This is a genomic window from Pseudomonas sp. BS3767 (assembly GCF_900099665.1).
GTDB classification, from domain to species: domain Bacteria; phylum Pseudomonadota; class Gammaproteobacteria; order Pseudomonadales; family Pseudomonadaceae; genus Aquipseudomonas; species Aquipseudomonas cerasi.
In genome coordinates this window covers 29,212-42,223 of sequence record NZ_FNCX01000012.1, presented here as the reverse complement: position 1 = coordinate 42,223, position 13,012 = coordinate 29,212, and the positions used below count along the sequence as shown (strand labels likewise).

Below are 13,012 nucleotides of genomic sequence, written 5' to 3'. Positions count from 1 at the left end.
TTTCAAGGTGCAGAGCAGTATGGAAGCTGCTACCTGATGCCCGAGTCTATACCGCTTGTTAACGGCCAAATAGCCGCTCCCCGCTTTGCGCCTGGCTTCTGGATCAAAAGATCATCCTGCTCTCTCCTGCGGAATGTCGTGGCGAAAGCATCTGCAGCAATGAGATCTGTGTGGAAAAGATCAAAGCTGGCTTTGTCGATTTCGTAGTACTCCTCGTAATCGACCAAGCCATTGCTCACCGGGAATGATAAATAAAAACGGCCGGAGGTTTCTTCTATGCCCAAGGAGAACATGAGATCGCGATTTACGAAACCATCTTTAAAAACCATATTATCTCTCGAAATATTAATTTGAGCTAATCGCAAACCTAACGCACAGAACATACCTCTCTGATAAGATTTTCAGTCCTTAGCCATCTTGGCCGCCAACATTTTGTAAGCTTCCGTTTCGCGCCCCTCTATGAGTTCCATATAGAAATCTGTGTACGCAGCCTCCAGATCTTTATATGACTGTAAACGTGTCTCAGTGAAAAGCTTGTAACCTGGAATATCTCGTGGCTCAACCATTTTAGTAATTTGGCCTTGCTCTGCTCGGGAAAGTAAACCCTCAAGTTGCAATAACAATATTGAAGCATCAGGGTCGCAACGTTTATAAATTTCAAGTTTTTCGCGAAGCGTTATGGCAGCCCCTCTCAAGGCTTTAACATCCATATTTTATTTCACCTCCAAGTGTCTATTGTGACGGCTTCCTAGCGGCGAACCATTAGCCACGCTTAACTACTACACTCCAAACATGACAATTGCAGTAGGACATTAGCCAATTCTCAAAGGAGCACATGCTATATACCTCAGAAAGCAGGTCATGCAGCATTAGAGTCGCAAGACATGTGCGCCACACAAAACAAAAGTTAAATGCCCGTGACACTCACTTTCATTCCTCGCCCATTTCCCTTTTCAACTTACGTAACAAAGGAGTCTCTCCACCAGTCAGCTCAATCCTGAACTCTGCGAAAGCATGCTCAAGATGAGAATATTGTTGCAAGCCCTCTTCGGTAAATAGGTAACGCCCCGGAATGTCTCGCCACTGCAACTTAACTGTTATCATGCCAGATTCGGCCAGCTTCATCAGTGGTTCGATCTCAACTCGAAGCTTTTCAACAACGGGATCTGAACTTCTCAAATCTTCAATCACCTCACGCAGCTTTTGCGTTTTTTGCTTCAGATGTTCAGCATTCATGATAATGACTTTGGCAGCAGTTGGATCGACGGAGGGACGAAGGAAAGCAGACATCTGCGACCGGCCTCAAGAGCGAAAATTGCAAATTTTTTCGCTCTTGGCAAGCGTAATAAAATTTATCTCTCAAGGATGCCACAACCCTTCGGGAAGCTTAAATTTCAGTCCGTTCGCTGATTGATTAGCTATGTAATAAACATCCATTAATGCTCGCACCAACTCGTAATCAGCATCTTCAAACTCTTTCGCCGCAAGAGCTCCAATGGAAAGCTTATGAAGTCTAGATCTATCTTTCTCAATACCATCAAAAAACAGCCTTTACATATAAAAACTGGTTTATAACTGTGGCATAAACAGGGAATGAAGGATTGCGTTTTATCCGTTCTCTAGTCAGATCGATAGCATAATCTATAAACTCTATAGCAGTATTAAACTTCATCACCCGCCCGCGCCCATTAATTTAAGCGCTTTTTGGGACTGTAAGTCATTTGCTTTCCATGCGTTTGACTAGGGATTATCGAAAGGAGAAGAAACGTCTTCGCTTTACCGTTTCAGCCTCGAAAGGAAGGTACGCTGCACTACCCTCTACTGAAGAGACTTTCGACGCTTAGCCATCTTGGCTGCCAACATCTTATACGCATCTGTTTCGCGCACCTCTGAAAGTTCAAGACAAAAATCAGCGTAGGCCTTTGCCAAATCCCCATAAGCTTGTAAGTTCGTTTCGGTAAAAAGCTTGTATCCTGGTATTTCTCGTGGCTCAACCATTTCTGTTATTTCGCCTTGCTCTGCTCGGCAAAGTAAATTCTCAAGACTCAACAACAATATTGACGCATCAGAGTCGCGCTGCTTGTAAAATTCAAGTTTATCACGAAGCGTTTTGGCAGCAACTTTCAAAGCTTTAATATTCATAACTACATCACCCCTAATTATCCAACGTGCCAATTAGCCTAGGCGCAGACCATTCACCACGATTAGTCACTATGCTCTGAAAAACATCTCCGGACCTAGCAACGCTTCCACCAAACTCGGTAGTCGGTGCGACTTTGCTCACAAAAACTTCTGTTGGCTTGATTGGTGTTATTTCGAATACAGAATATTTCGATGCTTCGCTGGTTAAAGGAAGGCCAAAAAGGTCAGCGAGCGTAGCTTTGCTTTGACTGGCTCTTCGTAATTCGTCCATCGTAGTAAAGAAGGGAGAATAGTCGCTAACTTCTTTCCCCACTGGTACAATTTTTACCAGTGGGGAATCCGTAACAACTAATTTCGGAATTGTGCTGCCAGACTTAATTTGGCCTATAGCACGGTTGATTATCTCATCAAAAGATTTTTCTGGCGCTGCTGCTTGCAATTTATCCAAATATAGCTGCCCATTTTCCGTTGCAAGATAGTCTACTATTTCCTTTTGAGAGAGGCCTTGCGCCTCAAACGTTTTTGCTTCCTTACGCTGAGCTTCATAAGGAACAAAATCAGGATCTTGCCTAGCATAGTGCTCGTGCATATTATCGGTTTCAGATGAGCATAGACCATATTTTCATGGGTACTTGTGAAACACCATACTAGCAACAACACTTGAGCGTCATCTCTTCGTATGAAATCATCTTTCTCGTAAGAGCTAATGCAAACTTTTCAAAAGCTGTACATGCGCAAGTACTCCACGCCAGCACCGCTTTTAAAAAATTCGATACTAGTCGGGAAGTATAATTTTCAATCCGCGAGCTGATTGTATAGCAACATAGTGAGCATCCCTTAAAGCTCGGTCCAACTCTGGGTCGGTTTCCTCAAACTCCTTTGACGTAATAGCACCTATACTCAATTGATGAAGCCTAGACTTATCTTTTTCTGTTCCCTCAAAAACGGCTTTCACATAGTCGAGCTGAGCAAGGAGCATATCGTACACCGGAAACTGAGGGCACTTGTCACGTCTATCCACAGTTACTTCGATAGCTTTTTTAATATAATCAATCGGCGCTTTAATAATCATGGTTGGCCCGGCGCAATGAGTTTAAACAATTCTTTCTGGAGTGCCGTCATTTGTCTAGCTCCCCCTATTGCATCATAAGGCTGATGGCGTATAGACCATGTATCAACTACGGGTGCAGACGTACTCCTTAGCAACGTTACTTTATCAGTGGATTGATAAACATTCAATACTTTCGGCACCACTGTCTCAGTTTTGTAGATTTTACCAAGTGGGTTGATTCCTAATTGGCCCGGCGCAACATTCGGCGTTGGCGAGAACCAAACCCCTTGCACACCGCCTGGCACTTGATACTGCCAAAGATTCTTGCCTCTGTTGATCGTTTCGACATAGACCGGTTTCGTAAAATCTAGTCCAGACATGTATTTTTCGTAATCGACAGGCTTGAGTCCTTGCGACTTGAAAAAGTCAACAGCAGTTTCTCGATTTCCACGAATATAAATATCTTGTACAAGATCACCAGTACGACCAAATCTTTTGTTCAGATAATCTCGGCGCGATTGTACCTCCAGCACTTTCTTTTCGGCTGGCTTCGCTTGCGGTCTTGCAGCGGGTTGTTCTTGTTTATCATATTGTTGCGCATCTGGTTGTTTGAAAGACACCGGCTCAGTATCCCTCAACTCCGGCTGAGCCAACAACTTCTGCTCATTACGCGCCAACCAATTCGCGAACTGCTTGTTCGAAATCTCAGCCTGAAGCTTGGTACTGCGTGCTGCGATGCTATCCATGCTGCCCATGAGGCCTGCCTTGACCTGCCCACGTGTCACGTAGGTCACGATAGCAGTAAAGAGCAGCAGTACCAGTTGCTCTTGGCCCTTTGCAAGTTGGCGGGCAGCGCGATCAATGCGCTCCTGCATTACGTATGCCGACCCCCCGGTAGGGTCGAGGCCCTCGGGTTTCAGGCCTTCGTCAGCATGCCAGGCGGTAGCAAAGCCTTCCTGCAGTGTTGCAAGGCAAGCGGGTAGGCCTTGGTAGAAATACTCAGCGATAGAGGCGAGGCCTAGCGTCAATAGGATCAGATTGCCAACCTGTAGCCCGATACCCGCCCCCGCTGCTGCTACCGGCACGGCGCCTACGCCAAAGAAAAACGACCCAGCAACGCCGCCAGCAATGGTGCCGACCGCAACGCTGCCGCCCAGAATCATCGCCACTTCTTTGACCAGTTGCAGCAGTACAGGGAGGATCTGTTCGATCTCGATAGACGCCCACTTGCGCTTGAGATTCGACTCGATAATGGGCTGGGAAAGCCGCATCGCTGCTTTCACCGAGTCAATCCTGTTGCCTCCCATATACCCGTAGGCTTGAGTGGCTGTGGTACTGACGCGTCGAGTAAAGCCATTCCAGCTGTCGTGAGCGCTCTGCAGCCCATCGCTGTAGCCTTGGTTTAGCGTATTGAATTTATCATCGAGGTTTCGCTCGATGTCATCCCAGCTAGGAACATTGGCTAATAGGTCCATTTACACGTCACAGTCCTGGGTTGAAGGAAGCTAGCACCGGTGCCTTGCGTGACCACGAATCAGCGTGGGCTGGGCAGTGCGTATATCGCCTGTCAGACCTGAATATTTGAGCTGAATTTCAAGGTAAGCTCATTTTTCTCATCTGCGAAACAGACCGCAATGATGCCGTTAAGCCATCAACCAGTCGAGTCTTCACTTAAACCATTGTGAATACCGAGTATTTACCCATTAAAAAGTATCTGGCCTCGGTGGAATCAAAACGCCCATAGATAGCGTGTCTTCATCAAAATCACCGCCAACACCTGAGCCGCATGGTTGTGGTTGACACGGCGCAGCGCCACGGTGTTTCCTTTCATACTTTAAGATAAGAACTGTAACGGTTTTATGAGAGATGTAGGGTATTTTTACTGAGCTAGTGGCACTTTCACACTAATTTATGGTCGCACGCTGCAGTATTTGCGAGATGTGGAATGCGTCTGTAGCCCTGGTCCTACGAGATTTTCGGAGGTTTAGGGCGCGTTGCACATCCATGGTTAATGTCAATCCAATGCCCTAAATGATTGATACTTAAGCACCAGACCTAAGCCGTGACTTGTCAGTTCGTAATCGTTAGCCGCTAAACCCGGCGGTGCTGGCCTCCCTGCCCTCAAGGAGATATACATGTTGATGGACCTTGCCGCGATGCTTTCGCCGCAGAACCGGCGCCTTTTCAAATTCAAGAACCTCGCCAACCCCGAGCAGGAATTGCTTCTGGAGTCGTTCAGAGGAACTGAAGGTCTGTCGCGGGCGTACCAGTTTGACCTGCTGTTGGTGTGTCAGGACTCCGGGGTCGAGCTGAAGTCGATGATGGGCCAACATGTGGTCATCGAGATCGAACTGGCCGATGGCTCGCCACGCTACATCGCTGGCTACCTCACGCGCTTTGCCAGTGGCGGCAGCGACGGCGGCATGGCCAAATACACGGCAACGCTCAACCCCTGGTTCTCGATGCTGAAGAACCGCTTCGACACGCGTATCTTCCAGGGGAATACGGTTGAGGAAGTCGTTACCCAAGTGTTCGCGATGTGTACCGCGTTCTCCAAGCATGAGTTTCGCCTGAGCAAGCCTCTCAAGCGCTATACCTACATCACCCAATACCGCGAATCCGACTTCAACTTCGTCCAGCGCCTGCTGGAAGAAGAAGGGATGTTCTATTACTTCGAGCATACCGCCGAAGGCCACACCATGATCATCTGTGACGACTCCACCACGCTGGTGCCCTTGCCGGAACAGCCCCAGATACGCTTCCATTCGGCATCTGTTACCGAGACAGCCGACTCCATCACCGATTGGAACGGCGACCGCAGGCTGCAATCAGGAAAAATGGCGGTTCAGACGTTCGACTATCGTCAGCCTAACAACAGACTGCCAGTGACCATGAACAGTCTGAACCAGCAGGGTGACGTTGAGAACTTCGAGGTGTACGACTTCCCCGGCCAGTACACCCATGGCACTTATGATGAAGGTGAGGCGTTGTTGCGCTTGCGCGTTGAAGCGCTTGAGTTGAGGGGCAAGAGCTTTCGAGGGGCCAGTAACTGTCGCGCCATGAAGCCTGGCTATACCTTCGAACTGCTGCAGCATTACGACCACGATCAGGGCTCGCCTGAAGATCGTCAATTTCTGCTCGTTCTTATTGATAGCGAAGGCCACAACAATTATCTCAACGGTCAGCAAGCCAGCTACTTCAACACCTTCTCCTGTGTACGCAAGAAGATAGTTTTTCGCCCGCAGCTCACTACCAATCGCTCCGTCATTTCCGGGCCGCAGACCGCTATCGTTGTGGGTCCGCCCGGAGAAGAAATCTTTACCGACGAACTGGGTCGCGTAAAGATTCAGTTCCACTGGGACCGCAAAGGCGAGCACAACGACAAAAGCTCCTGCTGGGTCCGCGTCGCTCAATCCGGTGCCAGCGGCGGTTTTGGTAGCATTCAGATCCCGCGCGTCGGTGACGAGGTGGTGGTCGTTTTCCTTGATGGCAACCCTGACCGTCCGCTTGTCATGGGCAGTCTGTACAACAGCCAGAATACGCCGCCGTGGTCGTTGCCTGCCAACAAGACCCAAAGCGGTTTCCTGACGCGTTCGGCCAAGGGTGATGGCGGTACAGCCAACTTCTTCCGCTTCGAAGACAAGGCCGGTGCCGAACAGGTGATTGTGCATGCCGAGCGCAACATGGACACCGAGATCGAGCTGGATGAAAAGCACGAGGTGGGCAATAACCGCAAGGTGACGGTCGGCGGCACGAATACGGAAATCATCCAGAAAGATACTGTGACGAACGTGCAGCAGGGGTCGTTTACGCTAAAGGTCGACAACCAATTCATTCAGGTGGATGCCAAGCAGTACATCCTTCTCAAAGTGGGCGATAGCAGCATCTCGATCACTCCGGAAGGCATCCAGATAAAAGGCAAAGTGATCAATGTTCTTGGCGAGAGCACCTTCGTCAAAGGTGACCGAGTCGACATCAACAAGTGAGAACGCAGGGCATGGAACGAACAAGTCTCTACGACCGTATTTCCGCAAAACGTATTGCGGATGAGGAGGCAGCACGCAAGGCGGCGCTGGAAGCTCCGGTCGTTGAAGCTGTCCCCGAGCCTGAGCCAGAACCGATCACGCCATTGCAGGACGTGCCCAGCAGTTTCAATTTTGGTGGCTTTAATCTGGCCTTTCCTGACGGCGTCCTGTTTCGTGATGTCCAGGTTACGCTTGAGTACAAAGGCGAGCCGCTCATGTTGTCTGTCAAACGCAGAGACGTAATGCAGGGTGAGGCGCTGGAAGCACTTTTCGAAAGCTCGGTGCAGACCTTTCGTGAGCGCGACCCTCAACTCCGTATTATTCGTCGGCGGGACTGCATCTTGGTGGGCTGCACTGCGAAAGCGCTGGATTTCCACTTCAAAGAAGGCAGCGCAGAACAACACGCACGACTGGTAGGTGCGCTTGTTCCGCTTGCCGGAAAGGATGTGCTGCAGTGGTTGGAAATTTCTTGCCTGATCGATCCGACCAAGCCGGACCTCAGCCTCTGGCTGGCGGATTTCGATAGCATGCTGGGCGGTCTCGCCGCACAGTGATTGTTTCTTTTTTGATTTCAGGAATTCTTATCACATGGACTACGAGTTGCACGAAGGCAGTATCAAGCTGCCAGAGGGATTTCAGGACCGCACAGTGAACATGTTCGTCATGGGTTCGACGCTGCCTGCCCCGCTGAGCATTACAGTTTCCAGAGACACTCTGCTACCTTCCGAGCACCTGAAAACCTATGTTGATCGCCAGGTCAAAATGCTTTCGTCCAAGCTACGCGGTTACACGCTGCTGAACAGAAAAGCAGTTTCGCTATCGACCGTGGCCCCTCTCGAAGGTATTCAGATCGACGCGTATTACATGACCGAAGGGCGTCCTTACTATCAACGTCAGGCGGCGTTTCTGATCGAGCCTGAGCGCGCGATCGTATTCTCGACCACGTCCCAGACGGACTTCAGTGTCGAGCAGACCCAGGATTGGGAAAACTTGTTGGCCAGTTTCCAGCCTCGCGTGTCTGATACCTCTCCAGCCAACGGTAGCGAACAGGAGTAACGCTCATGTTCGAGGCCGCGCGCTTTGGTGACGAAATATCGCATACCGGCGCCCTGGGGGGCTTCCTGATCGGGGCTGTGCTCGGTATTGCGCTCATCGCGACGGTAGCGATCGCAACCTTCACGTGCGGGTTCGGCGTGGCTCTTCTGGCAGGACTTGCAGCAGGCGTCGGAGGTAGCCTGCTCACCGCCGCAGGAGAGGCGATAGGGAGTATGTTTTCCTCCCCTTCCGGCACGATCATCACGGCCTCACCCAATGTGTACATCAACAACCGCAAGGCAGCGCATGTTGAAAAAAGCATTGGTGCCTGTGACAAGCATCCGGGGCCGGTCAAGATTGCCGAGGGTTCGACCAACGTCTTCATCAACAGTGTGGCGGCGGCGCGCAAAGGCGACAAGCTGACCTGTGGCGCGACCATCTCCGGCGGCTCCGACAACGTATTTATCGGCGGCGGCAGGTATCGCTATCTGCCAGTGGACGACGAAATTCCAGGCTGGCTGCGCACTACCGTCGATGTGCTGATGGCCGTGGCGGGTGCGGCAGGTGGTATCGCCCAGTTGATCAAGGCCGGAACGCAGGCAGGCATGAAAGCAGTGCTGCCCTGCGCCATGAAGTTCACCGCAGGTTTCGTCGCCGGCGAAGTGGGCAGTCGCTACGTGGTTGAGCCTGTGATGCGCAGTGCCATCGGCGGCCTGAGCGGCAATCCGGTCGACACCACGACTGGCCGCAAGCTGATCCCGGATGAAATCGACTTCAGCCTGCCGGGCCTGATGCCCATCGAATGGTCGCGTTTTTACGCCAGCAATCTGAATGTGGACAGCGTACTCGGCAAAGGCTGGGTGCTGCCGTGGGAGCAAAGCCTGCGCAAGCGCGGCAGCTTCCTCTACCTTACGGACAACCAGGGCCGCACCGTACCGTTCGTGGACATAGCGCCCGGCCAGCGCATCTACAACCCTCACGAACAGGTTTATCTGGTCTGCACGCAGGGTGGTCACTACCTGCTGCAGACGCTGGACAACATCTTCTTCTACTTCGGCGAAGTGCCTGACGACAACAAACCGGTTCCGTTGGATCGTATCGAAAACGCACTCGGTCACTTCCTGCATTTCACCCGCACCGAACAAGGCACGCTGACCGACATCAGCGCGACGGGCGGGATCCGCGTGCACCTGCATTACGACGAAGTGACGACACGCCTGACCTCGGTCAAGCGCATCGTCGACAATGAGGCTGTCGAAACCCTGGTTCAATACCACTACGACAGCAACGGTCAGCTTGCAGAAGTGTTCAACCGCAACGGTGATTCAGTGCGCCGTTTCAGTTACACCGATGGCGTCATGACCCGCCACAGCAACGCACTGGGCCTGACCTGCGAGTACCGTTGGGAAACCATCGACGGCCAGCCACGTGTCGTCGAACACCAGACCAGCGATGGTGAGCATTTCCACTTCCGCTACGACCGCGAGGCCCGCACCACCTGGGTCACCGACGTACTGGGCCGCGAGCAGGAGATTCATTACAACAAGGACCATCGCGTCACCTCGAGCCGCGACTACAGTGGCGATCACTACGTCATCGAGATCGACGATACCGGCAACATGACCGGGCTGACCCTGCCCGATGGTAATCAGTTGGCGTTCGAGTACGACGAGTTCGCTCGGTTGCTCAAGGAGACCGATCCGCTGGGCCGCAGTATTCGCTACCAGTACCACCACCTGACGACGCTGATCACTCAGGTCGATTACCCGGATGGCAGTACCTGGAAGGCCAACTACGATGCCAAAGGCAACCTCGTTGCCGAGATCGATGCGCTGGGCCACAAGACCGAATACCTCAACGGTGAGGACGGCCTGCCGCACACCATCGTCGACCCGACGCTCAAGTCCAAATACCTGTGGTGGAACAACCTGGCGCAAGTGCAGCGCTTTCAGGACTGCTCGGGCAAAAGCACGCATTACCGCTATGACGAGCGCCACCACCTGGTGGCCGTCACCGATGCCCTGAACAACACCACCACGCTGGAACGCAAACCCGACGGCGAAGTGCTGCGCATCAACCACCCGGATGGCACCAGCGAGACCTTTACCTACAACGAACTGGGCCAGGTCCTGACCCACACCGATGGCAAAGGCCAGACTACCCAGCTGCTGCGTAACGGCCGTGGCCTGCCCAAATGGCGACAGGATGCCAAAGGCCAGACCATCACTTACGAATACGACAAGGCCATTCGCCTCGTCGCCCTGACCAACGAAAACGATGCGACCTACCGCTTTGCCTACGACGATGCAGACCGTCTGATCGAAGAAAAACGCATCGATAACCTCACCCGCCGTTTCAGCTACAACCTCGGCGGGCACCTGACACAGGTCGAGGAAATCGGCTACGGCGAGAAAGGCGAACAGCCACGGCGCAGCACCCATCTGGAGCGCGACCCGATAGGCCGTTTGCTGGCCAAACTCAACGACGACGCGCGTCAGGACTACGCCTACGACGACGGCGACCGACTGCTGTCAATCGAGCGCAAACCGACGGACACCGGCAGAAAACTGGGCGTCACCGCCGAGAAACTGGAATTTGCCTACGACCTGCTGGGGCGACTGACCACAGAGACCACGCCGCAAGGCGCGCTGGCCTACGAGTACGATCCGCTCAGCAACCTGACCACTCTAACCCTGCCTACCGGTCAACACCTGAACCACCTGTACTACGGCAGCGGTCACCTGCACCAGTTGAACCTGGATGGCCAGTTGATCAGCGACATGGAGCGCGACGACCTGCACCGCGAGGTCTACCGCACCCAGGGCAAACTCACCAGTTGCTTCGGCTACGACAGCATGGGCCGCAAAGCGTGGCAGTACGCCACAACTCTACCTGCGGAAAAGCTGTCGCAGATTCAGAACCCGCTCATAAAACCAGAGCGCTACGTCGAACACGCCTACAACCCGGTCCACCGCCGCTACGAATACGACCCGGCCGGTGAACTGAGCCGCACCCTCGACAAACTGCGCGGCGAAACCCAGTACGAATACGAAGCCAACGGCCAGTTGCTGGCGCGCAACACCGGCCGCGTGGTCGACGGCGAAGAGTTCCGCTACGACGCCGCCGCCAACCGCCTCAACTTCAACCCCAGCCGCTTCGATCACGTAAAAGACAACCGCCTCAAACAGTGGGCGAACCACGAGTACAAATACGACGCCTGGGGCAACCTGATCGAAAAAGTTGTCGGCATCGTGCGCTGGCAAACCTTCACCTACGATTGCGAAAACCGCCTGGTCAAAACCGAGACCATGGCCAACACGCAGGTGGAAAGCACCAGCAGCTACCAGTACGACAGCCTAGGCCGAAGAGTCGCCAAACAATCCGAGATCAAAGGCCAGACCGCCCACAAACGCTTCCTCTGGCAAGGCTTGCGCATGCTGCGTGAGGAAAGTCCGGGCCAGAGCAGCCTGTACCTTTACGAGCCCGACAGCTATGCGCCGCTGGCCCGTGTTGACGAGAAAGAAGGCGAGGTAGAAAACAAGGTTTACTACTTCCATACCGACCAGATTGGCACACCGCTGGAAATGACCGACGCCGAAGGGCAGATCGTCTGGCAGGCCAAGTACCGGGCGTGGGGTGCGGTGGAAAAGCTGGTCGTGAACGAGGTTGAGCAGAACCTGCGGTTTCAGGGGCAGTATTTTGATGTCGAGACGGGACTGCACTACAACACGTTTCGGTATTATGACCCGGAGATTGGGCGGTTTATTACGCAGGATCCGATTGGGTTGGCTGGAGGGTATAACCTGTACCAGTACAATATAAATCCAATTCGCTGGATTGACGTGACGGGTCTAGCCGGATGTACCTTGATAAAAGCAGATGCCGTTGATCACGACTACCTTTTAAGGTTAAAACGCTCCGAATATCCCGAAACCTTTGGCCACATACAAGACGCAATCAATGGCGGGCAGCCGTACATAGTTACCATTCAGAGAGATGCAGCAAAATTAAATAGAAAGACAAGCCTCAAAGACGTTAAAACAATGAAGTTAAAAGATCGCGACGAATGGCCTATGGCCATGTTTAAAGAGGGAGGGAGCGGTGCAAGTGTTAGACACATCGGTCCTAGTGACAATCGAGGAGCAGGATCTAGTATTGGTAATGTGCTTTCAGGCCTTCCAAATGGAACTAAAATTAAAGTAGAGGTTTTCTAATGGCAAATTCTAATCAAGTAGTAGATTTACTCATATCTCATAGCCAAATTCAAATTCGGTCACGTGCCTATGACGAAGCTTCGAGCCAATGGGGTAAGCTAAATATTGATCAAGGCGCAGTAATACATAAAGACTACGTAATATTTGACCCCCTACCAGATGACGCATTTGGTGCAAATATAAGCTTGTCTCTAGACACAAAATTTAATTTGGACACACAAACTCAACGCTGCATAGTAGTCCCCTTTTTTGTTTCAAAAAGAAACGAATTAGAGGTTGCCTCAGCTGCTGAAAAAGCCAAAGTCGTTCTAGATGTCGAAGAGCGCCAATATGCTCTTTACTATGAAATTTGTGAAGGTGATGAAATTTTTTATAAGTTCACGTTTGTGCCTTCCGATGGTGAGCTTGATGCAAAATATCTTATGGATGATCCATGGGGTGGGGTAAAGGGACAGTCACTGGTTAAGGGCGTTGCTTAGTCTCCAAGCTATTGGTTTTCATTTTCTGCCATGATGCCGTCAAAATTTTCTGAACTATATAGCTCT

12 protein-coding genes and 1 pseudogene are annotated in these 13,012 nt (G+C 51.9%); 5 read left to right on the top strand and 8 right to left on the bottom strand.

What is annotated here, in order from left to right; genetic code table 11:
• Positions 1–29 precede the first annotated feature (29 nt).
• From BLR16_RS25800 to BLR16_RS25765, 8 genes and pseudogenes are all read right to left on the bottom strand, one after another.
• Positions 30–329: a hypothetical protein gene (locus tag BLR16_RS25800; RefSeq protein WP_074807424.1), complete on the bottom strand. Its 300-nt coding sequence runs from the start codon at positions 327–329 to the stop codon at positions 30–32.
• A gap of 72 nt (positions 330–401) precedes the next feature.
• Complete coding sequence (locus tag BLR16_RS25795; RefSeq protein WP_092194602.1) at positions 402–710, bottom strand: hypothetical protein; 309 nt, start codon at positions 708–710, stop codon at positions 402–404.
• Positions 711–930: 220 nt separating this feature from the next.
• On the bottom strand, positions 931–1,236 hold the full coding sequence (locus BLR16_RS25790; protein WP_161437918.1) for a hypothetical protein: 306 nt from the start codon (positions 1,234–1,236) through the stop codon (positions 931–933).
• A 123-nt stretch (positions 1,237–1,359) separates the two neighbouring features.
• Positions 1,360–1,672 (bottom strand): annotated as a pseudogene (locus tag BLR16_RS25785) (immunity protein Tsi6 family protein).
• A gap of 146 nt (positions 1,673–1,818) precedes the next feature.
• The gene (locus tag BLR16_RS25780; RefSeq protein WP_092194600.1) at positions 1,819–2,142 is read right to left on the bottom strand and encodes a hypothetical protein; all 324 of its coding nucleotides are present in this window, start codon (positions 2,140–2,142) and stop codon (positions 1,819–1,821) included.
• Between the two features lie 13 nt (positions 2,143–2,155).
• Positions 2,156–2,731: a hypothetical protein gene (locus tag BLR16_RS25775; RefSeq protein WP_175469384.1), complete on the bottom strand. Its 576-nt coding sequence runs from the start codon at positions 2,729–2,731 to the stop codon at positions 2,156–2,158.
• Positions 2,732–2,917: 186 nt separating this feature from the next.
• Positions 2,918–3,214, bottom strand: coding sequence for an immunity protein Tsi6 family protein (locus tag BLR16_RS25770; RefSeq protein ID WP_074806931.1), 297 nt, complete (start codon positions 3,212–3,214; stop codon positions 2,918–2,920).
• Positions 3,211–4,668: a polymorphic toxin type 46 domain-containing protein gene (locus BLR16_RS25765; protein ID WP_074806928.1), complete on the bottom strand. Its 1,458-nt coding sequence runs from the start codon at positions 4,666–4,668 to the stop codon at positions 3,211–3,213. The genes BLR16_RS25770 and BLR16_RS25765 overlap by 4 nt, the downstream gene beginning before the upstream one ends.
• A gap of 660 nt (positions 4,669–5,328) precedes the next feature.
• On the opposite strand from BLR16_RS25765, the gene BLR16_RS25760 reads away from it, so the two are divergent.
• From BLR16_RS25760 to comJ, 5 genes are read left to right on the top strand one after another with little or no spacing between them, the layout of a single operon-like run.
• Positions 5,329–7,179 carry a type VI secretion system Vgr family protein gene (locus tag BLR16_RS25760; protein ID WP_080484321.1) on the top strand — a complete coding sequence of 617 codons (1,851 nt, stop codon included), beginning with the start codon at positions 5,329–5,331 and terminating at the stop codon, positions 7,177–7,179.
• An 11-nt stretch (positions 7,180–7,190) separates the two neighbouring features.
• Positions 7,191–7,772: a DcrB-related protein gene (locus BLR16_RS25755; protein WP_074806925.1), complete on the top strand. Its 582-nt coding sequence runs from the start codon at positions 7,191–7,193 to the stop codon at positions 7,770–7,772.
• Between the two features lie 34 nt (positions 7,773–7,806).
• Positions 7,807–8,274 (top strand): DcrB-related protein, encoded by a 468-nt coding sequence (locus BLR16_RS25750; RefSeq protein ID WP_003434883.1) that lies wholly within the window; start codon positions 7,807–7,809, stop codon positions 8,272–8,274.
• Positions 8,275–8,279: 5 nt separating this feature from the next.
• Entirely contained in the window at positions 8,280–12,467 is a 4,188-nt protein-coding gene (locus BLR16_RS25745) for an RHS repeat-associated core domain-containing protein (RefSeq protein ID WP_080484319.1), read from the top strand.
• Positions 12,467–12,946: a competence protein ComJ gene (gene comJ / locus BLR16_RS25740; RefSeq protein WP_074806922.1), complete on the top strand. Its 480-nt coding sequence runs from the start codon at positions 12,467–12,469 to the stop codon at positions 12,944–12,946. Before BLR16_RS25745 ends, comJ begins: the two co-directional genes overlap by 1 nt.
• The last annotated feature ends 66 nt before the right edge of the window (positions 12,947–13,012 follow it).